General features: G+C 43.1%; 17 protein-coding genes, 1 tRNA gene and 1 riboswitch. Of the genes, 9 read left to right on the top strand and 9 right to left on the bottom strand.

All coding sequences use genetic code 11. The features are described from left to right. The first annotated feature begins 132 nt into the window (after positions 1-132). From ACZ5Q0_RS12445 to ACZ5Q0_RS12435, 3 genes are all read left to right on the top strand, one after another. Positions 133-918, top strand: coding sequence for a M99 family carboxypeptidase catalytic domain-containing protein (locus ACZ5Q0_RS12445; protein ID WP_446820374.1), 786 nt, complete (start codon positions 133-135; stop codon positions 916-918). A 104-nt stretch (positions 919-1022) separates the two neighbouring features. Further along, positions 1023-2444 (top strand): RtcB family protein, encoded by a 1422-nt coding sequence (locus ACZ5Q0_RS12440; protein ID WP_446820376.1) that lies wholly within the window; start codon positions 1023-1025, stop codon positions 2442-2444. A gap of 151 nt (positions 2445-2595) precedes the next feature. After that, positions 2596-4149: an FAD-dependent oxidoreductase gene (locus ACZ5Q0_RS12435; RefSeq protein ID WP_446820378.1), complete on the top strand. Its 1554-nt coding sequence runs from the start codon at positions 2596-2598 to the stop codon at positions 4147-4149. Here the strand turns inward: ACZ5Q0_RS12435 and ACZ5Q0_RS12430 are convergent. Next, positions 4139-4729, bottom strand: a complete 591-nt coding sequence (locus tag ACZ5Q0_RS12430; protein ID WP_446820380.1) for an HD domain-containing protein — start codon at positions 4727-4729, stop codon at positions 4139-4141. The genes ACZ5Q0_RS12435 and ACZ5Q0_RS12430 overlap by 11 nt on opposite strands. A 306-nt stretch (positions 4730-5035) precedes the next feature. After that, positions 5036-6097, bottom strand: a complete 1062-nt coding sequence (locus tag ACZ5Q0_RS12425; protein WP_446820382.1) for a 2,3-butanediol dehydrogenase — start codon at positions 6095-6097, stop codon at positions 5036-5038. A 620-nt stretch (positions 6098-6717) separates the two neighbouring features. Between ACZ5Q0_RS12425 and ACZ5Q0_RS12420 the strand changes: the two genes are divergently transcribed. The 3 genes from ACZ5Q0_RS12420 to spoIIP all read left to right on the top strand — a co-directional run bounded on the left by ACZ5Q0_RS12420 (position 6718) and on the right by spoIIP (position 11705). Continuing rightward, positions 6718-8796 carry a methyl-accepting chemotaxis protein gene (locus ACZ5Q0_RS12420; RefSeq protein WP_447182581.1) on the top strand — a complete coding sequence of 693 codons (2079 nt, stop codon included), beginning with the start codon at positions 6718-6720 and terminating at the stop codon, positions 8794-8796. A gap of 305 nt (positions 8797-9101) precedes the next feature. Next, the gene (locus tag ACZ5Q0_RS12415; RefSeq protein WP_446820386.1) at positions 9102-10385 is read left to right on the top strand and encodes an adenosylhomocysteinase; all 1284 of its coding nucleotides are present in this window, start codon (positions 9102-9104) and stop codon (positions 10383-10385) included. Between the two features lie 372 nt (positions 10386-10757). Then, complete coding sequence (gene spoIIP / locus ACZ5Q0_RS12410) at positions 10758-11705, top strand: stage II sporulation protein P (RefSeq protein ID WP_447182580.1); 948 nt, start codon at positions 10758-10760, stop codon at positions 11703-11705. 3 nt (positions 11706-11708) lie between these two features. Here the strand turns inward: spoIIP and ACZ5Q0_RS12405 are convergent, their stop codons facing one another. Continuing rightward, positions 11709-12002: a hypothetical protein gene (locus ACZ5Q0_RS12405; RefSeq protein ID WP_447182579.1), complete on the bottom strand. Its 294-nt coding sequence runs from the start codon at positions 12000-12002 to the stop codon at positions 11709-11711. A gap of 137 nt (positions 12003-12139) precedes the next feature. Between ACZ5Q0_RS12405 and ACZ5Q0_RS12400 the strand changes: the two genes are divergently transcribed. From ACZ5Q0_RS12400 to ACZ5Q0_RS12390, 3 genes are all read left to right on the top strand, one after another. Then, on the top strand, positions 12140-13513 hold the full coding sequence (locus tag ACZ5Q0_RS12400) for an MFS transporter (protein ID WP_446820392.1): 1374 nt from the start codon (positions 12140-12142) through the stop codon (positions 13511-13513). Between the two features lie 49 nt (positions 13514-13562). Next, positions 13563-13637 (top strand) — tRNA-Arg (locus ACZ5Q0_RS12395). Between the two features lie 208 nt (positions 13638-13845). Continuing rightward, entirely contained in the window at positions 13846-15027 is a 1182-nt protein-coding gene (locus tag ACZ5Q0_RS12390; protein ID WP_446820394.1) for a CaiB/BaiF CoA transferase family protein, read from the top strand. 272 nt (positions 15028-15299) lie between these two features. On the opposite strand, the gene ACZ5Q0_RS12385 is transcribed toward ACZ5Q0_RS12390, so the two are convergent. The 6 genes from ACZ5Q0_RS12385 to ACZ5Q0_RS12360 all read right to left on the bottom strand — a co-directional run bounded on the left by ACZ5Q0_RS12385 (position 15300) and on the right by ACZ5Q0_RS12360 (position 21922). Then, positions 15300-15929, bottom strand: coding sequence for an MtnX-like HAD-IB family phosphatase (locus ACZ5Q0_RS12385; RefSeq protein ID WP_446820396.1), 630 nt, complete (start codon positions 15927-15929; stop codon positions 15300-15302). Beyond that, on the bottom strand, positions 15926-16552 hold the full coding sequence (gene thiE, locus ACZ5Q0_RS12380; RefSeq protein ID WP_446820398.1) for a thiamine phosphate synthase: 627 nt from the start codon (positions 16550-16552) through the stop codon (positions 15926-15928). Before thiE ends, ACZ5Q0_RS12385 begins: the two co-directional genes overlap by 4 nt. Beyond that, positions 16543-17346, bottom strand: a complete 804-nt coding sequence (gene thiM / locus ACZ5Q0_RS12375) for a hydroxyethylthiazole kinase (RefSeq protein ID WP_446820400.1) — start codon at positions 17344-17346, stop codon at positions 16543-16545. Before thiM ends, thiE begins: the two co-directional genes overlap by 10 nt. 56 nt (positions 17347-17402) lie before the next feature. Next, positions 17403-18611 carry a putative hydroxymethylpyrimidine transporter CytX gene (gene cytX, locus ACZ5Q0_RS12370; RefSeq protein WP_446820402.1) on the bottom strand — a complete coding sequence of 403 codons (1209 nt, stop codon included), beginning with the start codon at positions 18609-18611 and terminating at the stop codon, positions 17403-17405. Continuing rightward, positions 18604-19410, bottom strand: a complete 807-nt coding sequence (thiD, locus tag ACZ5Q0_RS12365; RefSeq protein WP_446820404.1) for a bifunctional hydroxymethylpyrimidine kinase/phosphomethylpyrimidine kinase — start codon at positions 19408-19410, stop codon at positions 18604-18606. Before thiD ends, cytX begins: the two co-directional genes overlap by 8 nt. A 161-nt stretch (positions 19411-19571) precedes the next feature. Beyond that, positions 19572-19671, bottom strand: a riboswitch (TPP riboswitch). A gap of 268 nt (positions 19672-19939) precedes the next feature. After that, positions 19940-21922 carry a sodium-translocating pyrophosphatase gene (locus tag ACZ5Q0_RS12360; protein ID WP_446820406.1) on the bottom strand — a complete coding sequence of 661 codons (1983 nt, stop codon included), beginning with the start codon at positions 21920-21922 and terminating at the stop codon, positions 19940-19942. Positions 21923-21956 lie beyond the last annotated feature (34 nt).

Genomic DNA, 21956 nt, shown 5'->3' with positions numbered 1-21956 from the left:
TTTAATTAAATGCCTTTAAGCCGGTTTTATTTACCATAAGAAATTGACAGGAAAAAGGAATTTTATGTTGAATTATGGGGCTGTTTACTTTTTTACTTATTAATGAAATTGCAAGGGAGGAATTACAAGTAAATGACAAAAATTGAAAAAACACGAAGAAGTACCTTGGTCTTCGGTATCACTATGCTGTTGTTGTGGACCGCTATCCTCAGCAATCCCATAAGCACCGCTGCAGCCAGCGGAAATAGCCATGGTCAACAAAAAGTTGTGGCGGCAGGTAGCCAATATGCTACTGAATTATACATAATCGATAGCGGAAAACCAGGACCGGTTGTGATGATTGTCGGAGGAGTTCACGGGGATGAAACGGCTGGATACAAAACTGCTCATAAAGTAAAGAATTACTCTATTAAAAAAGGCAAATTATTAGTTATACCAGAAGCTAACAAACGGGCCGTAGCGATAAACAAACGTTACGTACCTGGTGAAGGCAATTTGAATCGGCATTTTCCTAAAAGTGCCTCTAGATCAAGTGCTACTGTTTTATCCCGGTCTATTTATCAGGTGGTAAAAGACTACGATGTCGACTGGTTGATGGACTTGCACGAAGGGGTAAACTATTATAAGAATAAACGGAGCAGTTCTGTAGGCCAAACCCTGATCTATTATCCGGCCAATTCTACCCGTTATACAGTTGATGACATTGTAAAAGAATTAAATCGTAACATAAGTGGCTCTTACCGGAAATTTACCCTGATACGCCATCCGGTTAAAGGCAGTCTGGCTAGAAGTACCGGACAATTTTTAGATGTACATAGTTTTATTTTTGAAACCTCGCAAAAAGCGCCTCTAGCAACCAGAATCGGCTACCAGGCCAAGGCAGTACAAACACTGTTAAAGCAGCTAAATATGCTTTAAACATTTTCCGGTTCCTATTGACCATGGTAATACTTTTCGGGGGAAGTCACTTAGTTGCAGGTAATCTTGAGAAAATCCGGTTAACATAAAAGGAGAGATAAGCTTTGGAGCTAACACCTGCCGGCCGTAATCGCTATCGTTTACTGCGCCGGAATAAGATGTTAGTGGAAGCCCTGGTTTATGCCAGCCCAGCTTTGCTTCCCCTGATTACTGGCGATCGTTCCCTGGAGCAGTTGGCGGCAGCCGCTTGCCTGCCTGGGGTGGTAGAACCGGTAGTGGGTATGCCTGATATGCACGAAGGCTTTGGCCTTCCTATTGGTGGGGTGATGGCCTGTGAAAAAAACGGAGTAGTATCGGCGGGAGCAGTGGGCATGGATATAAATTGCGGAGTTAGAATGCTGCGTAGTAATATCAGGGCCTGGGATATAGACCGTTCTACCCTGCGTGCTTTAATGAACGCTATTGAAGACCGGGTTCCTACCGGTATAGGAAAAAAGAGACACCATCCCGGGGTTACCAGTGACCTTTTTGAAAAAGTAGTATACCAAGGAGCCGAAACAGTGATCCAGATTGGTTTTGGTCAAACTAAAGACCGGGAACGTATTGAGGAATACGGGTACCTGCCAGGAGCCAACCTGGATAAAGTAAGTCCCCGGGCTATAAAGCGTGGTTCCGAACAATTAGGAACTTTGGGTGGAGGAAATCATTTTATTGAAATCCAGCAGGTAGAAAAGATTTATGATCCGGTTATTGCTGCCCATTTTGGATTATATGCCGATCAGCTTACCGTAATGATTCACACCGGCAGCCGGGGCTTTGGGCACCAGATTTGCACTGATTATTCTCGCACTCATATTCACGCAGCAACCAAATATGGAATAGAACTTCCTGATAAAGGTCTAGCTTGTGCCCCTTTGGATGCCAGGGAAGGTCAGGACTATTTATCGGCTATGGCCTGTGCCGTTAATTTTGCCTTTGCCAACCGGCAGATTATAAGTACGGATATTCGCCAGGCTTTTGCTGAGGTATTAAATATGCCCACCAGCAAATTAGGTATGGATTTAGTATATGACGTGGCCCATAATATTGCTAAATGGGAACAGCACCACGGACGTAGGCTGCTGGTACACCGCAAGGGTGCCACCCGCGCTCTTCCCCCTGGTCACCCGGCTAACCCAGCTGTCTATCAGGCTACCGGCCACCCGGTACTAGTACCGGGTAGTATGGGAACTGCTTCCTATGTACTGGTGGGAACTGAGCAAAATGTAGAATCCTTTTGTTCTGTAAACCATGGTGCAGGACGTACTATGTCACGCTCAGCTGCTTTGAAAAACATCAGCCGGACGGAATTTGAAAATGACATGGGCAGTGTATTATATAATACCCGTAACTATCGCCATGTACTAGATGAAGCTCCCCGGGCTTATAAAGACATTGATGAAGTAGTGGATACCCTGTCCACTATCAAATTAACCAGGCAGGTAGCCCGTTTACGCCCCCTGGCAGTAATAAAAGGAAAAGATTAATTCGACGGTTCTTGACTTGATTAGAACCTATTCTAGTCAAATCAAGAACCGTTCCCCGCTTGAACTAATTATTCGATTCCACTTATAACTGAATATTTCTAAGCAAAAAACACATCATATCATCATATAAAAATATAGTTAGGGTGATCCTGTGCATAGTGAAGTGAAATTCAAGGATGTTCCTAGTCCCTATTGGATTGCATCAACCCCGCAGACGAATTACCCGGCACTTGAAGATGATGTGCGGGTAGATATAGCCATTATAGGCGGGGGTATAGTAGGAATTACGGCTGCCTACTTGTTGATAAAACAGGGCCTAAGGGTAGCTGTTATCGAAGCTGACAGAATACTGCAGGGAACTACCGGGCATAGTACAGCTAAAATAACTTCCCAGCATAACCTGATCTACGCAAAAATAAAAAAAGAAATGAGCTCTGAGCTGGCCCAGCAGTACGCCGATGCTAATGAAAATGCTATTAACCTGATTGAGAGTATCAGCCAAGAAAACAACATCGCCTGTGATTTTTCCCGTCGTCCAGCCTATGTATACACCCAGTCTGAACAATATATAAAACCCATTGAAGATGAAGCCCAGGTTGCTTCTGAGCTGGGTATTAAAGCCTCCTACCTGGAGGAAGTACCCCTGCCGTTTGAAGTTAAGGCAGCCCTGCGCTTTGACAACCAGGCCCAGTTTCATCCCCTGAAATATTTAAAAGCCCTGGCAGAACAAATCCCTAATCAGGGTAGCTATATATTTGAACAAACCAAAGCAGTGGATATTGAAGAAAATGAATCGGTAATAGTAGTCACCCAAAATGGCAACAAAGTCCGGGCCTCCCAGGCCATAATCGCCTCTCATTTTCCTTTCTTCGATGGCGGTGGAATGTACTTTACTAGGATGTACCTGGATAAATCTTACGTAATCGCTGTAAAAATCAAAGAAAAATTTCCTGCCGGGATGTTTATTACTGCTGAAGATCCAGGCCGTTCCTTGCGCTCCCAGGACTACGAAGACGGTGAATTGGTTTTAGTAGCTGGTGAACACCACAAGTCTGGACATGATGATAACACCAGTCTCCATTATCAAAACCTGCTAGCTTTCGCTCATGATACCTTTCAAGTTAAAAAAGCCATATATAGGTGGTCTACTCAGGATTGTATGACTATCGACGGGGTTCCCTATGTAGGCAACCTTACCTCCCGCAGCCCTAAACTGTACGTCGCTACCGGCTTCGGCAAGTGGGGCATTGCCAACGGCACTGCCGCTGCCATGATTTTAACCGATTTAATTACTAAAGGTGATAATCCCTGGGCCCAGGTGTATAACCCCTCCCGGTTTACCCCTTCCTCGATAAAATCCTTCCTAAGCCTAAACCTGGACGTGGCCAAAAGCTTGATCGCCGGTAAATTAGAAAAGGTATCGGCCGATATTGAGATACCACCAGGGGAAGCCCGGGTTATAGATATTGAAGGTGAAAAGGTAGGAGCATACCGGGATGAGGAAAAAAACCTTCATATAGTCGATACTACCTGTACCCATTTAGGGTGTGAACTGAAATGGAACAATGCTGAAAAATCCTGGGACTGCCCCTGCCACGGCTCCAGATTTACTTATGAAGGTGATATAGTAGAAGGGCCGGCCATATGCCGGCTGCATAACTTAAAGGATGCCCCTAACCGGGTTGAGGCAAAAATTATCGACTAAAATATCCCCGGGTAGAGGCCTCATCAATAATCGATTGAGCATACTTCCATAAACGGGTAGAGCTTTCCTGGATAACCTGGTTCCTTTGTATCACTTTATCCCGTGAAATATGGTACTTTTTCCAGGTATAGCCTCCGGTTGCATAGTTTTGTGCCAGGGGTAATAGACGATCCAGGGAAGCAGCCCATTTAGCTTCCGGTGTTTGCCGGGCTTCAAACTCTACCCATAGTTGATGTAATTCTTCCGCCTGGTCAGAAGGAAGCAGGTAAAATAGTCGTTTAGCCGCTTTATCCTCCCGGGTCTCTCTTTCCTGGTCATTTTCTTCATAAGCAAAAACATCGCCGGCATCAATTTCTACTATATCGTGAACCAGAAGCATTTTTACGACCTTTAATATATCCAATTCTCCCCCATCAACATGCTCCAACATTAAAATAGCCATCAGAGCCAGGTGCCAGGAATGTTCCGCACTATTTTCCCGCCGGGAACCATCCACGATCAAGGTCTGCCTTGCTATGCTTTTTAACTTATCAATTTCTATAATAAAATTGAACTGCTGCCGGAATCTTTGGTCTTTCAAAAGCTATACCTCCCCTTACTCATAACTTACATAGTAATTATACCATCCACCTGTAACAAGTACTTCGATAACCGGCTCTACTAGCAGTTAATCAGCATCAACCGTAACAACAGTCCGGTTTTCCCATTAGCCCCGGTTATCGGCTCAAAAATCCCCCAGCCATCATAATCTAAATGCCAAAAAATATTTATTGATAATAACATGTTTTTCATAATCTTAACCGGAAGAAATAGAAGTGCTTATAAATAAAACGTGAGCCAAGCCATCAGGCCTGACTCACGCCCAATAGAGAGTTGTAAGTAGGTATTACAATTTAGGAGAAACTAAAATTTTAATGTTGGCATCTTTATTATTAATCAGTTCCTGGAAGCCCTTTTCCACAATATCATCCAGCTTAATTTTTCCAGTAATCATGGTATCAGCATCCAGCCTGCCATCAGCTAATAAATTTATAGTATAAGCAAACTCACCATTGTACCCCAGAGATCCGATAAGATGTTTTTCAGTAAAAACGATATCATTAAACTGCAATTCACTAGGCTTTTCAAATACGCCGGCTGATACCGCTTTACCACCCCTGCGGGTTGTGGCCACTGCCAATGGCCCAGTAGCCGGCGAACCTACACATTCAAGGGTAACATCGGCACCGATACCGTCCGTTAATCTAAATACTTCACTGACTGCATCAACCTGACTAGGGTCAATAACCACAGTAGCCCCTAGTTTTTCTGCAAATTCTTTACGTGCTTTAGCCATTTCTAAAACTATAACCTGGGAAGCACCTGCAGCCCGGGCACACTGTAGGGCAGAAAGACCGATGGTTCCTGCCCCTATCACTACTACATTATCACCCTCGATGACCGGAGCCTGGCGGAGGGCATGCATACCTACCGATAATGGTTCAACTAGTGCTGCCTGCTCAAAAGTCATATTGTCAGGAATTTTGAAGCAGCAGTATTCCGGTACATTTACATAGGGAGCAAATGCACCAGTGGTATGTAATCCGGTAAAGGCCAGTTTTTCGCAAATATTGTACTCCATACGCCGGCACCAATAGCATTCCCAGCATACCTGGCAGGCATCAGGGGCTACCCGGTCCCCTGGTTTCACTTTTGTTACCCCTTCACCCACTGCTACCACTGTACCAGAAAACTCATGACCTAATACAATGGGTGCCTTAGCCCCCGTAAGTGGATGAGGTTCATCTACAGGAATAAATATGGGCCCTCCCAGATATTCATGCAGGTCCGAGCCGCATATACCACACCATTCTACTTCAATTTTGACTTCACCAGGACCTGGTGCCGGAGGTTCAGGAACATCAACAACCCGTACATCGCCTTTTGCATACCAGACAGCAGCCTTCACTATGCATACCTCCTATCATTGATCTTATTGTTCAAAACCTTTCCACTATAACCGTCTTACTATCTGATACCCCCTTTGCAGAATTTTTAATATGTAAATAAGTATATAAGCAATTATCGTGCCAACAATTTCCATACCCTTACCGTTACCATAAAGTCTGAGAAAGGCTTTCCTAAACCGGTAAAAAGGAGACTACCCTTATTGCTCCATCATTGTTAAATTGTGCAACAAGCCTTTTACATTCCAGTAACTGTACTGTGACAAATAAGTTAATGATTATTAAGCAAGTTTTTATCACCTGTAATTAAAAGATAAAATCAAAACCGTCCCTACTTGACCCGTGACCAATCTAATTGAATGCACTACCCGTACTAACCGAAGCATGAAAATAACTGTTCTCACTTGAATATCCATCCAAAGATCACCATAAAACACTTGGAAAGCTGGAAAATGTTGCATTTTGGGACTTTAGTCATATATAGATTAGTTCTATCTCGAATTATAATAAGTATAGAGAATCGCGAAAGACGGGGAATTTTGTAAAAAGAAGGGAGGGAGCTCATCACATAGATATAAATAATACAAAACTTATCTCATTGGAAAGAGGAGTTGAAAATAATTTGTCGGAAGAACTTAATGGTAACCAGGCCCATGGAAAACAAGAAAGGGTCCATGGAGGCCTAATGAAAAAAGTTGTTTCCAGTGTACTTGTACTAGTCTTAATCGCCTTTATCTCTACGGCTCTCTTATCTTACTACTATAATCGGAACACCATTCTTAAGAGTGTGGATTATAGTTTAACGGCGGAATCTGATCGCATTTCTCAGTCCCTGGATGATTTTTTTGCTGTCAAAATAGAAACGGTTAAACAAATGATGAATAACCAGGAAATAGTAAATTATACCCGCTCTATCGAGTCGGCTGAACAATTGAGAACCGCACCGGAATACCGGGATATTATCAAAACCTTGCAAAACATTCAGTCCGGTGACGAAAACATAGAAGTTGCCTATATCGCAGTCGGTAAATCTAAAGAGTTTATTGCCCAGGACGAGCGTACCATGGTGGAAGATTATGATGTAACTACCCGGCCCTGGTACCAGGCAGTAAAAGAACAAAAATCCATTATCTTTACTGAACCTTATATTGATCCTGGTACCGGTATAATGGTTATTAGCATTGCCGGCCCTTTATTTGGTGAAAACAACCAGGTGGTTGGTACTGCTGCTATTGACATTAAACTAGATCAATTAGGCAGTATTATTGAAAAGTACCAGATCGGACATAATGGCAATGCTTACCTGGTGGATAATACCGGTAATGTTATTTACCATCCTGATAAAAGCAAAATATTAAAGGAAAACATCACTAAATACGAAGGTAATCTAGGCAAATTTGGCCAGGAAATGATCGCAGGAAAAACCGGCAAGGGTTCTTATACCTTAGATGGGGCTGAAAATTATTTTGCCTATGCTCCCCTACCCTCAAACCATTGGTCGGTTGGTGTAACTATGCCTAAAAAAGAAGTAGACAAAGACTTGATCAGCTATCGTAATATGATGCTGATTATGTATATCCTGGCTCTGGCCCTGGTAACGGGATTGGTATATGCCATGATTAAGCACAACCTGAAAGAAATTCCGGTACTAATGGAGAGTATGGATCACCTGGCAGAAGGAGACTTAAGCTTTAAAGCCCAGATTAGCTCCCAGGACGAAATAGGCGCTATCGGCCGCAAGTTAAATGAGGTATCAGGCAGAATCGGAGATGTTATCCGTAAATTAGCCGAAACTTCCGAACAAACTGAGACCATCAGTGCCAGCCTACTATCATCCAGCGGGGCTATCACGGAAACTACTGCTGAGGCATCCGCTGCTATTCAGGAGATTGCTGCCGGAATGGAGGAAGCCTCTGCTACCCTAGAAGAGATCAATGCTTCCAGCCAGCAGATTGCTGAGACTCTGGCCCAGGTAAATGAAGAGGCACACTCAGCCTTCCAGGATGCTTCCCATTTCAAGGATCTGGCGGAAGAAGAACAGGCTAAAATCGAACGCTCCCAGGCAAATGCTCTGAATATCTATAAACAGATGGAATCAGAAACCCTTAAAGCTATTGAACAGGCCCGGGTAGTAGAGCAGATTTCCGGCCTGGCAGAAGATATCGCCGGAATTGCTGATCAGACTAACCTGCTAGCCCTCAATGCAGCTATAGAAGCAGCTCGGGCTGGTGAGCATGGAAAGGGTTTTGCGGTGGTAGCTGAAGAAGTCCGCAAACTGGCGGAAGGATCTGGAGCAGCTGTAGGCGAGATTAAAAAACTAACCGAAGAAGTCCACACTGCTATGGTTAATCTGACTACCAATACTAATGAACTGCTGCGCTTTGTAAACCAGGATGTTATGCAGGATTACCAGGATATGCTGGAAATTGGCAATCAGAATAAAACCAATATCAATAAGCTCGGTAATATAAATGAAAAGGTCAGTAATAGTGTTAATGTGGCCCTTAAGGCAGTTGAAGAAATTGCCCGGGCGATTGACGGTACTTCAGCAACTATAGAACAATCCGCCTCGGTCTCCCAGGAAATAGCCCGGGGCAGCGAATCTTCGGCTACTATGGCAGCAGAAGTAAACCGTGTTTCTACACAGATGGCCGCCAATGCCGACGAATTACGCCAATTAGTAGGTATGTTTAAGTTATAGTTTTTATAATTAGAAACTGGAAGCCCCTGGTTAATCCATACGGATAACTGGGGGCTTTACCCTTTTTATACCTGGTGCTTCCTCTCTTTTTTGCTAAACTTAAATTATTTATATACAATAAAAACAGTGGCTATTTACCCTATTAAACTAAAACTGCTATGAATTTTTAACTGCTGCTTTTGCCACGATAAATAGTAATTATGTGCTGCCCGGTTTGAGATATAAATATCTAGTCTACAGGCTAATCTTTAAAAGAATTTAACAAACGTTTATCCATTATTACTACTTTTCAGGAGGGTTATAATATGAACGCTATTCCCCAGAAACAGACGGCCCATAAATCTATAATAAAGGATTTATCCCTGGCACCCCTGGGATACCGAAAACTGGAATGGGTCAGTCAAAACATGCCGGTTTTTAATATTCTTAGAAAAGAGTTTGCCGCCGATCTTCCCCTTAAGGGTAAAACTATTGCCTGCTGCTTGCACCTAGAAGCTAAAACCGGTTTCTTGCTGCAGACATTGCAAACGGCCGGAGCTAATGTGGTAGCCTGTGCCAGCAATCCCCTTTCCACCCAGGATGATGTGGTAGCCGCATTGGCCGATTCCGGCATCACTGTTTATGCCATCCATGGTGAAAATGCCGAAGAATACCAGCGCTTTATGGAAATGACCTTGGAGGCCAAGCCTGATGCTATCATTGATGACGGAGCCGATATGGTCACTATGCTGCACAAAAAGCATCTGGAACAGGCCCACCATATTATAGGGGGCTGTGAAGAAACTACTACCGGAATTGTACGCCTTAAGTCCATGGATAAAGATGGATCACTGCTTTTCCCTATGATGGCGGTTAATGATGCTTATATGAAATACCTTTTTGATAATCGTTATGGAACCGGTCAATCAGTATGGGATGGTATTAACCGCACTACTAATCTGGTAGTAGCCGGCAAAAATGTGGTAGTAGTAGGTTACGGCTGGTGCGGTAAAGGGGTCTCTATGCGGGCCCTGGGTATGGGAGCCAAGGTCATCATTACTGAGATAGACCCTATTAAGGCTAATGAAGCCATTATGGATGGATTCACGGTAATGCCTATGGCCGAAGCTGCCCGGCTGGGCGATATATTTATAACAGTAACTGGTAATATTAATGTTATTCGTAAAGAGCACATGCAGGTCATGAAAAACAATGCTATCATGGCTAATGCCGGCCACTTTGATGTGGAAGTAAGTAAAGGAGATTTACACAACCTGGCCGTAAGTACCCGGGTACTGAAGAATAATATTGAAGAGTTTGTGATGGCTGATGGGCGCAAGTTATACTTGTTGGCCGAAGGTCGCCTGGTAAACCTGGCGGCTGGAGATGGTCACCCGGCCGAAGTTATGGATCTGAGCTTTTCCCTGCAGGCCCTTTCCCTGCTTTATGTTATTCAAAATCGCTCTCAACTTTCCCCACAAGTTTATAACGTACCTCAAGAAATCGACTACCGAGTGGCTATGCTGAAATTACAGGCCCTGGGAGTAAAAATAGATTCCTTAACTGAAGAACAGGAACATTACCTGGCCAACTGGGATACCAACCTTTAGCCAGGTGGCTGTAACCAGAGAAGTCCTAGGTGAACCAGGAAACTGTCAGGCTGTGTGAAAAATACTGTTATAAATATGATAGATTACCTTTCTATTCCTGTTTTCCGGCGCGCATATTTGTAACGATGGATTTAATACAGGTTTTGAGTTTTTTTATGCAACCTGCCGTTCCCTGTTTTACCTTTTTCCCTAGCCGCTGGTATAGATTCCATCCCGCAATCTGGCCGGCGGTTCTCTGTTTCCTGGTTTATCTTCTCCCGCGCCCTGCTTCTACTTCTTTTTCTCGCTTATTTTTTACAATCTTCTTTTAAGAATAAACCGACTGCCTGTTTCAAATAATACTAGCGACATTAAAAAAGGCGGGTTTATTCTATGGAATCATTAACCAAACGTTATATCTGGATATTTTTTGCGTTACTTACCGGGGTCATGATTATGGCTTACCTGGCTAATTCCATTTTAGTGCCTCAACCAGCCAAACCCCTTCCTGGTGGTACTTCACAAAAACAGCCTGCTTATGTTACTATTCGTGATGATCAGGGTAACATCGTACTAGAGACTGGACTGCCTGTAACTATAGACGATGAATTTATAAACGAAAACAATGTTCATTATATTATTATTAAAGTTGAAGGCAAAAAGGCAGTAGCCCGTGAAAAGGTTTCCGATCAATCCTTAGGCAAAGATAAAGCCGTTCTTCCTGCTGCTACCATTTTTTATCCTAATAATGTAAGATTGAATACTACTGCTAAGAAAGTTGCTCTCTACCATACTCATAGTGACGAATCTTATATCCTTACTTCCGGAACAGCAGTTAAACCTGGTAATGGGGATATCTTTAAGGTGGGCAGTGCCATTAAAGATACTTTGGAAAAGAACGGTATTACTGCTGTTCATAGCTGGAATAACCACAATCCGCATGATATTAACGCCTACAGCCGCTCCCGGCGCACAGCGGTACAGTTAATAAAAGACACCCCTGATGCTGTTTTTGATATCCACCGTGACTCAGCTCCTGCTTCATCTTACCTGACTACCATAAATGGGGTAGAAACAGCCCGGGTTATGGTTGTAGTAGGCCGTTCCAATCCTAATTTTGGTGCTAATCTTGAATTTGCCCGGCGCTTTAAAGCAGAAGCAGACTATTTATATCCCGGTTTAATGCGAGGAATATTTATTGGTAAAGGTGATTATAACCAGGACCTCTCCCCACGGTCCCTGCTTTTTGAAATGGGGACTGACCAACTCTCTCTTAATACTGCCCAAAAAGCTGGTCACTGCCTGGCAGATGTAATGATTTCTATACTAGGTAAAGAGTAGCCCCTATTTTGTCTTAACCCCCCCTTTAATTCCTTCAACTATACTGATTAAATCATGCATAAAATTAGCTCCCCGGGATATTATTATCCCGGTAAAAATTTGGCCTAAATATGGAATCTTAATGGGAATGTCAAACATAACAAAAAAATCAATACCAATCGCAATTGCTAAAATAATTGAAATAACTAATGCCCCACCATGATCCAGGTTTATTTTATCCTGCTCCCAGAGCCTTTTTAGGGCTTCCCAAATACTTTCCGCCAGCACCGCTACCAGCAATAATTTTGAAATACCCATAGTTTCACCTGGTTTCCTTTAATGTTCATCTGTATTAAACTGATTAATAATATGAATATAATTTACTAATTAATACACCGGCTTAAGGAATTCGGACAATTATTAAATTATTTATTCCGGGGAGAGGAGATTAAGGGGTGAAAATCGACACCAAATGGCAGGTTTTAATTATTATCTGCATCGGTATATTTATGTCTACCCTGGATGGCAGTATATTAAATATAGCTAATCCTACTATTGCCGCTGCTCTGGGAGTAAGTATGAACTCTATCCAATGGATAGTTACTGCTTATATGCTGGTGATTACTGCTACACTGCTTTTCTTCGGAAAATTAGGAGATCAAATAGGTGCCGGCCGGATTTATACTACCGGTTTTCTCATTTTTGCGATAGGTTCATTATTTTGCAGTCTATCTATCAACCTAATTATGCTTATATCAGCTCGTGTTTTCCAGGCTTTGGGAGCCAGTATGATGATGGCAACTGGTATCGGTATTGTCTCTAATACTTTTCCACCGGCAGAAAGAGGCAAAACCCTAGGGCTAACCGGCAGTATTGTAGGAATTGGTAACATGACCGGGCCAGCTTTAGGGGGATTTTTGGTTGCTTATTTTAAATGGCCCCTCATTTTCCTGATTAATATTCCACTAGGTTTAGTCGGCTTCTTGCTAGCCTGCCGTTACCTGCCCAAGGCAGATAAAAGCAATGACCAGACACGATTTGATGTGGTGGGAATCTTCCTGTTTGCTCTGGCGGCTATAGCGTTAATACTAGCCCTTTCCCAAAACATCAGTCTCTCCCTATTATTAATATCCCTATTATCATTCACCCTATTTTACTTTACGGAAAAAAGGGTATCCTATCCGATGCTGGATTTTGAACTATTCCGAGTTAAGAACTTTGTATACGGTAATATAATGGGGTTTGCCACTTACTGTACCCAAACCGCCGTTTTCTTTCTCCTTCCTTTTTTTTTAGAACAGGTGCTTAATATTTCTCCAGCCACATCTGGTATTTTGATGACTATTACTCCGCTGACTATGGCCTTCACCGCTCCCCTAGCCGGTAACCTATCTGATAAAATCGGGCCGAGCCGCCTTACTACAGTAAGCTTTGGACTGCAGGCCCTGGCTTACCTGAGTTTTTCTACACTAAACCAAAACGCCTCATTTCTAGCAGTAGGAAGTGCTTTATTCCTACTGGGTTTAGGGATAGGGAGTTTCGGTTCCCCTAACAGCAGCTCCATTTTAGGTTCCATTCCGCGTAGTAAGGCTGGATATGCCGGCGGTTTTCTAGCCACAGTTCGTAATTTCTCTTTTTCCCTGGGGGTAGCCGCTTCTGTGGCCATATTCACCCTGGTTTTTAATATCAATCAACCAGCAGGTTTTACATCTGCCTATGTTACTGCCGCCCAATCTGTATACCGTGTAACCACGGTGATTACTTTGTTAGGGCTAATTTTATCAATCACAACTGCCCGGGAAAGAAAAAAAAGTCCGGATCTCGCCTAGTTTCTTTTGACCTGTGACAATTATTTTGCTATAATAACTAGTGCGATATGCGCCCGTAGCTCAGTGGATAGAGCACCGGCCTCCGGAGCCGGGTGCGGAGGTTCGATTCCTCTCGGGCGTACCATTGGAAAATAGGCACTTTCATTAGATATGAAAGTGCTTAATTATTTTTTGGCAGGCGTGAGAAACCGGTTGTAAAGATGAAATGATGTCTAAGCGGCAAGACCAAACTACGATTATGCGCTGGAAATATTATATAAAACCATTACGAGAGAATTTTCCTTCCCTAAAACCAATAATCATTAAATAACGAATATTATGGGGGGGATTTTTTGAGCTTACCTTTACAAGGTGTAAGAATACTGGATTTATCCCGGTATCTTCCGGGACCATTTTGTACCCAGATACTTGCTGATTTTGGAGCCGAGGTAATTAAAGTCGAGGATCCGAGAGGGGGAGACCTAGGCCGGCATTTAGCCCCAGTTATCGTAGATCAAAGTGCCCGTTTCTACACAGTAAACCGTAATAAAAAAAGTATAACTTTGGATCTTAAAAAAGAAGAAGGCCAAGCCGTTTTTAAAAAGCTGGTGATGAATACTGATGTAGTAGTAGATCAATTCCGTCCGGGTGTTATGGATAAAATGGGGCTTGGTTACGAGGAACTGCGGAAAATAAGTGAAAAAATTATCTATTGTGCTATAACCGGGTATGGCTTGACCGGACCATTACGTGATGTAGCCGGCCATGATTTGAATTATCTGAGTTTGGCCGGGATAACTGGGCTTACAGGAACGTTTCAGGGCATGCCGGCCATGTGCGCAACACAAATTGCCGATATAGCCGGAGGTACACTTTATGCGGTGATAGCAATTCTATTGGCTCTGGCCAGCCGGGAAAAAACCGGTAAGGGACAGCTCTGTGATATAGCCATGCTGGATGGTTCAGTAAGTCTTCTGGCTTATACTCTGGGAGAGTGGTCAGGATGGGGACGCCTTCCCGACAGAGGTGATGATGTTTTAACTGGCGGATATGCCTTTTACAACATTTACGAAACGAAAGACGGTAAATATGTAAGCCTGGGAGCGATAGAAGATAAATTCTGGGCCGACTTTTGCAAAAAAATAGGCCGGGAAGAGTATATTAAAACCCAATGGGATAAATCTAAACAAGATCTAATAATAGCTGATATCAGAAAAATAATGCTGGAAAAAACCAGGGATGAGTGGGTTGAGTTCTTTGCCAATAGTGATATCTGTTTTACTCCTATTCTTACCATGGATGAAATGTGTGAGCATCCTCAGGTAATGGCCAGAAAAATGATATACAAATTACAGAATGTTCGTGGTTCTGGCCGAGAGGTAGTAACACCTGGTATACCCGTAAAACTATCCGCTACCCCCGGTGAGGCAAAACTAACTTTTCCGGAACTAGGTGAGAATAATAAGGAGATCTTACAAGCTGCCGGATATTCGGCAGTTGACATCGAGGAGCTTAAGAAAAAACAGATTATTTAGCCTACTAAAACAACCCGGCCACCCGGATGTTTAAATGCTACCCATAGATATTAGGCCGGTGTGCCGGCTTATCTTTTTTTAAGTAAAGGGTACCCTGAGTAACTACGAACAAGATTTAGGAGCCGGGTAGGAAGGTTCGATTGCTCTCAGGCATACTATATAGAAAAATTTAGCACTGGCAAGGGTTCTTGCCAGTGCTTGTATCTTGTATCCTATCCATTATGGCTATGGCAATTTGTTAGCTGAAAATGATTATCCTTTCCCAACCTCCCTTATTCCTCTTTCATCCTGATAATAATATCCTTGAAATTTCTGTAAGCTATAGCCTGGATACCTTTTTCCCGGCAAATCTCATACAGGGTATCTTTGGCAAATACCACATCAGCTTTAGTGGCAGGACAAACATCTGAGTATCCATCACCAATATAAACCGCCTGGCTGTCTTTCTCCTTTAGCTTTAGCATTAATGTGGTCTTACAGGTTCCGCAATTGCCACAGTCGTCATTCCCATAAGGACATCTGATTCTAAATTCATTACTATAAATGAGCTGGTTGCAATAGTACGGGATATCCAGTTCGTATTTTTCCAGTATAGTTTTTATATTGAAATCATACCCATCACTCAATATATAAACCGGATAGCCTTTAGCCCGGCAAAACTGGCAAAAATCCTGAAAATAATCATCTATTTCTACTTTATCCAATAAATCTTTTAGCTTAGCCGGGGTAGCATCAAATAGTTTAAAGGTTTTATTTGCACACTCTTCGGTAGATAATTCGCCTCTTTCCCACTGACGGTTTATTTCCTGCCAACCATCCCGAGCGAAGGATTCTACCATAGCTGCACAGGTATCAACTTTGGTTATGGTTCCATCAAAGTCAAGGAAAATAGTTTTTTTCATTGCCCCCTCCAGAGATTAATGAGATTTCGGGATGCGCCCTCTATATCCTGACTACCCAAAATAGCGGATATAACCGATACTCCGTCAACTCCGGTTTTTTTAACCTCGGCAATATTGTTTATGCCTATCCCCCCTATACCTACAATAGGTATAGAAACACTCTGTCTGATTTTAGTTAATTCCTGCAAACCAATGGGGTTACCAGCATCAGATTTACTACCCGTAGGATACACACTACCGGCTCCCAGATAATCAGCTCCGTGACCTTCCCCATACAAAGCCTCTTCAACATTAGATACGGAATAACCCAATATTTTACCCGGCCCCAAGATTTTCCGAGCAGTTTCAATGGGCAAATCATCCTGCCCTATATGCAAACCTTCCGCATCTACTGCCAGGGCAATATCAAGCCGGTCATTAATTATCAAAGGTATGTTATAAGACTGGAGCAATTGCTTTAGTTCTATGGCCAGGTTATAAAACTCACGGCTGGAAATATCCTTTTCCCGGAGTTGTACCAGGGTCGTTCCACCCTTCAATGATGCTTCTACGGCTGCTAATAAATCCCGGCCCTGAAGTATACTTCGATCGGAAATAAGATAAAGACTGTAATCTATAGACATCTTATCTTGCCACCTTTCATTATATCTTCTTCCTGTAACTCATACATACAATCCATCAGCTTAACTTTAAAGGTTCCCGGCAGAATCCGGGGAATAGAAGCAGCTGCTTTCTCCCCTGCTATTCCCATAGCCATAATGGCTGCCGCAGTAGCCATAACTTTATCTTCGCTGACTGCCAAGGTAGCCCCTACCATGGCTCCCACCATACAACCAGTTCCACTTACCATACTAAGCATAGGAGTTCCATTTTCAATCAGATAGGTGGTTTTACCATCTGAAATAATGTCAGTTGGACCGGTGGCTGCTATGATGGTATTATACTTTCGGGCCAGACTCTGGCAGGCTTCAATACCGTCCTCCCCATCATCCAGCGAATCTACCCCTCTTACCTTGCCCTCGTACCCGGCCAGAAACTTAATTTCCCCCATATTGCCTTTTATTACGGTAATTTTCCCTGATTTAAATAATTGTTCTATAATTTCCCTTCTCCAACTGATTACTCCACAGGCTACCGGATCCAAAATAACGGGCTTACCAAATTCGGTTGCTTTTTTTACCGCTGCAATGGCAGCCAGCCTTTGTCCCTCCGTTGGTGTACCCAGATTAATATACACGGCAGAAATAAGTTCGACAAACTCCTCTACCTCGGTTTTTACCTCACACATAGCTGGTGAAGCTCCCATACAAAGGAGTATATTAGCACAATCATTAATAGTTACATAATTGGTGATGGCATGAACCAGGGGGGGGTTTTCCCTTACCTGTCTTAAACAAGCTGCAATATTATTAAGCATTTTTTACACCTCCTGTATTGTAAACGGGCCAAATCTTCCTTTCTAAGCCCCCCTGTTTATCCCTTAATAACTGCTTTGGTGGAATTAACGCTACCATAATACTCAAAAATCTTACTTAACAGCATATAAACGGCCATAGTAATTATCATGGCCGGAATGGTCGACCCTAGAATAAAATCAAGAGAAATAATGGCATAGTAAGTAATAATGCCGCAGATAATAGCAATAAGTCCGGGGATATTAAAAAGTTTACCTGACAGGTCCTTTTTTAATATGAAGTAGTTAGCAATAATTACCGCAAAAGTAGGAGCAAATAAAGATCCTATCATATATAGAAAATTCTCATATTGCTCCATGGGGAAAAATATAGCCAACAGGGTTCCTAAGGCCGAGAAAAGAATAATTAACTTTCGGCGGGATAATTTTTCATTTAAATTGAGAGTTGACATGACAGCTGAGTATACATCCATAAAGGTAGTAGTTACCGTGGATAATAAAATAATTAAAAGCGCCGCATAGCCAATATGCAAACTACCCAAATTTCCCATAGGATCTGTTAAGCCAGTATATACAGCAAACAACAATCCTAAAATATACATAAACGAACTACCCAGGAAATAACCGGCAAAGCTGCCGAAAAAACTCCCTTTCAGGCTTTTTCCAGACATAGTATAGTCAGATATTAGAGGAACCCAGGATAGTGGCATGATGATACTTAGTTCTAAAGCCAAACCTATCGACATGGTACCAGCTATGGATTTTGCTTCTCCCCCGGCCAAAATCGCCTTTAACATCACTAAACTCAATAGAAGCAGTAAAACAACGGCCAGATTATTGATAAAGCTAATACCCTGTTCTCTGCTTAAGGCCCACAGACATACCATCAGCCCTATTAATACAGCCAGGGTAGAAAATCCAATCATATTGCCGGTGATAGATTGCATAGCCCGGGCACCTTGTATCAGCATAATAGCTGTCCAACCGATTAATTGAATAATATTGAATAAAGATATAATATAGGACCCATATTGTCCCAGGGAGCTGCGGCTGGATATAAGCGAAGGCTTTTTTTCCTTAAAGCCAATAACACCAGTAAATGAAAGAATAAGGGCACCTATAAGATGGCCTACAATTATAACTGTGATGCCCGTTTTTACTCCTAGTGGTGCAATCAGACTGCCGGTCATAATCTCAGCCAGAGATACGGCAGCTCCAAACCAAAGCAAGAATAGATTCAATCCACCTATTTGGCGATCATTATTCACCCAAAACACCTGCTTTTCTATATAAACTGTAAAAATGATTAGTTGGTCCTACCCCATGTCCCAGGGCAATGGCATTTTCTATGGCTCCATTGATATATTTTTTCGCTTCCTCTACCGCATCGGGTATTGAACAGCCCCTGGCCAGGTAAGCCGCTATAGCTGAGGAAAAGGTACAGCCTGTACCATGCGTATTCGGGGTATTAATGCGACTTCCGGTAATATGATAAAAGCGGGTTCCATCATACAGCACATCGATAGCATCACCAGTTAAATGCCCGCCTTTAACAACTACACGAGCTGCTCCTTTAGCATGGATTTGAGCCGCAGCCTGCTCCATTTCTGTAACTGTTTCAATTTTTTCTCCGGTGATGACTTCCGCTTCGAAAAGATTAGGGGTGACTACCTCAGCCAGTGGGAACAAAACCTTAACTAGTTCATCCTTGGACTCGGGCTTTAATAAATGGCATCCGCTTTTGGAAACCATGACCGGGTCAAGAACAATATGTTTTACACCTTTATCTTTTAAACATTCGCCAATAGTATCAATAATCTCAATACTTGATACCATACCAATCTTAACTGCGTGGATTTCAATATCATCAAACAGGCAGTTAATCTGCTCTCTGACAATATCGGCTTCCATTTCCCTGACTTTTAAAACCCCGGTGGTATTTTGGGCGGTTACCGCAGTTATCACGCTCATACCATAAGTACCCAGGGCACTAAAAGTCTTCAGGTCTGCCTGTATCCCGGCTCCTCCACAGGAATCAGACCCAGCAATGGTGACCACATTTTTCATGATTACTCCTCCTATCAAAATTAATAGTACGAACCTGACTTAAACATAAAAAGGACTAACCTGATTGAATAGCATAGACCTCCCTTATCAACATGGAGGTAGGCTATCAGTGTTAGTCCTTTTCCTTAATAAAAAAGGTGCATGTAAATGCACCTTTTAAAATTCAGATACAATTACTTTCCTCCGCGGGTATTATCCCTCCAGGTTCAAAGGGTCAAGCCATTTTGGCTTCTCTCAGCTTTCGCTCCCCTAGTAATCGGCAAACCGATATTCAATTTTCTATTATGGCTTATATTATACACCTTTTTAATTCACCCGTTAAGATTAACACACCGTCTACTAACTTTCTTTTTTCATTCCTGCTCTCCTAGCTTACTTATTGCTGCCATTCTTATACATTTATCCCGCTTATTAAACTGGGCTTGATCTATTAGGCTTTTCAATCTTCCGGATCAACAAACTATAGTTGCAAATCTAAACAGGTGGGGTTTCCCCACCTGTTTAAAATACTACTATGGTTATTTTAACTTTACAGCAGTGGTGCGATGAATACTAGTGATACAATCGCCATCAGCTTGAGCAGAATATTTAAGGAAGGACCAGCCGTATCCTTACAGGGGTCACCAACGGTATCTCCTACTACTCCGGCTGCATGAGCCTCACTGCCTTTACCGCCATAGTGTCCGGTTTCGATGAATTTCTTAGCATTATCCCAGGCACCTCCAGCATTAGCCAGGAGTATGGCCAAGCAGACACCAGCTACTACCGACCCAGCCAGCATACCTGCCAGGGCATTGGCACCCAGTATAAAGCCTACCAGCACCGGTGCTACTACTGCCAATAATCCTGGTACGATCATTTCTTTGATTGCAGAACGGGTACTGATATCAACACAACGGGCATAGTCAGCCTTAGCTTTGCCTTCCATCAGACCGTCAATTTCTTTAAACTGACGCCGTACTTCGTCTACCATTTCTCCTGCAGCTCTACCTACTGCTCCCATAGTTAAGGCGCAGAAGAAGAAGGGCAGCATAGCTCCTATGAGCAGTCCTACAATAACATAGGGATCTAACAGGTTGATATCTTTCAGCTGAGCCACTTCAGCAAAGGCAGTTAACAGAGCCAGAGCTGTCAAGGCAGCTGAGCCAATAGCAAATCCTTTACCAATAGCAGCGGTGGTATTACCAACTGAGTCTAGTTTATCAGTAGTTTCTCTTACCTCGTGAGGTAGTTCGGCCATTTCTGCTATTCCGCCTGCATTATCTGCAATTGGGCCGTAGGCATCTACTGCTACAACCATTCCGGTGGTAGCCAGCATACCTACTGCGGCCAGGGCTATCCCATATACTCCACCAGTTAGAAAGGCTATTACTATAGCTATACATATAATTATGATGGGGATCAGGGTGGAAAGCATACCTACCCCTAGTCCGGCGATGATTACAGTAGCCGGGCCAGTCAGGGCTGATTTAGCAATTCCCTGTACAGGGGCATAACTATCTGAGGTATAGTATTCGGTAACAAATCCGATTATACTTCCCGCAATAAGTCCGGCTACCAGAGCCCAGAATACATTGAACATATCGGCCGGTAGTATGTATCTTACTGCAAAAAAGGCCAATATTACTAAAAGTATAGCTGAGCTTAAAGTACCCGCATTAAGTGCTTTTAAGGGATTGGATTTTTCGTCAGTTTTTACAAAGAAGGTTCCTATAATGGAAGCTACTACCCCGCCGGCAGCTATAACCATAGGCAACAGCACTGGGCCTAATCCTAAACCGGGAGTCGCCGCTATCATTACTGCTCCCAGGGTCATGGCAGCAATAATTGATCCTACATAAGATTCAAACAGGTCAGCTCCCATTCCTGCCACGTCCCCTACGTTGTCCCCTACGTTGTCAGCAATGGTAGCCGGGTTTCTCGGGTCGTCTTCCGGAATACCTGCTTCTACTTTACCTACCAGGTCGGCTCCTACGTCAGCTGCTTTAGTGTAGATACCTCCGCCGACACGGCCAAACAGGGCGATGGAACTTCCCCCCAGGGCAAATCCATTAACAATATTAGGATCTTTAAAGATTATATAGAGAACTCCCAGTCCTAACAGGCCTAGCCCACATACGGACATACCCATTACAGCACCACCGGAAAAAGCTATTCCCAGGGCCGCATTTTGGGAGGTACGAGCTGCATTAGCAGTTCTGACATTAGCTTTAGTAGCTACTGACATACCTATAAAACCGGCCAGAGCGGAACAGGATGCTCCCGCTAGAAAGCATAGTGCTGTCTGCCAGTCAATAAAGACAATCAGTATTATAAATACAATAACTACAAATATGGCCAAAGCAGTGTATTGGCGGCTTAAAAAGGCCATAGCTCCTTCATGTATATGCCCGGATATTTCCTGCATTTTTTCGTTACCCGGATCAGCCTTAGATACCCGTGACGATAGAAACAGCGCAAATAATAGCGCTAATGCCCCACCTAACGGAGCAAAGGTTGCCAAATTTTCCATGGTAAACATCTCATCTCCTTGCCAGTTATCACCA

The sequence above is a fragment of the Syntrophomonas erecta subsp. sporosyntropha genome (assembly GCF_055395365.1).
Note: the sequence above shows the minus strand (reverse complement) of the source record. Positions and strands in the feature narration are given on the sequence as shown.

What these genes read in the sequence shown, in the direction of transcription:
- ACZ5Q0_RS12445 (WP_446820374.1), top strand. Translation starts at nt 133, where the DNA reads ATGACAAAAATTGAAAAAACACGAAGAAGTACCTTGGTCTTCGGTATC.
- ACZ5Q0_RS12415 (WP_446820386.1), top strand. Translation starts at nt 9,102, where the DNA reads ATGAACGCTATTCCCCAGAAACAGACGGCCCATAAATCTATAATAAAG.
- spoIIP (WP_447182580.1), top strand. Translation starts at nt 10,758, where the DNA reads ATGGAATCATTAACCAAACGTTATATCTGGATATTTTTTGCGTTACTT.
- ACZ5Q0_RS12405 (WP_447182579.1), bottom strand. Translation starts at nt 12,002, where the DNA reads ATGGGTATTTCAAAATTATTGCTGGTAGCGGTGCTGGCGGAAAGTATT.
- ACZ5Q0_RS12385 (WP_446820396.1), bottom strand. Translation starts at nt 15,929, where the DNA reads ATGAAAAAAACTATTTTCCTTGACTTTGATGGAACCATAACCAAAGTT.
- thiE (WP_446820398.1), bottom strand. Translation starts at nt 16,552, where the DNA reads ATGTCTATAGATTACAGTCTTTATCTTATTTCCGATCGAAGTATACTT.
- thiM (WP_446820400.1), bottom strand. Translation starts at nt 17,346, where the DNA reads ATGCTTAATAATATTGCAGCTTGTTTAAGACAGGTAAGGGAAAACCCC.
- thiD (WP_446820404.1), bottom strand. Translation starts at nt 19,410, where the DNA reads ATGAAAAATGTGGTCACCATTGCTGGGTCTGATTCCTGTGGAGGAGCC.
- ACZ5Q0_RS12360 (WP_446820406.1), bottom strand. Translation starts at nt 21,922, where the DNA reads ATGGAAAATTTGGCAACCTTTGCTCCGTTAGGTGGGGCATTAGCGCTA.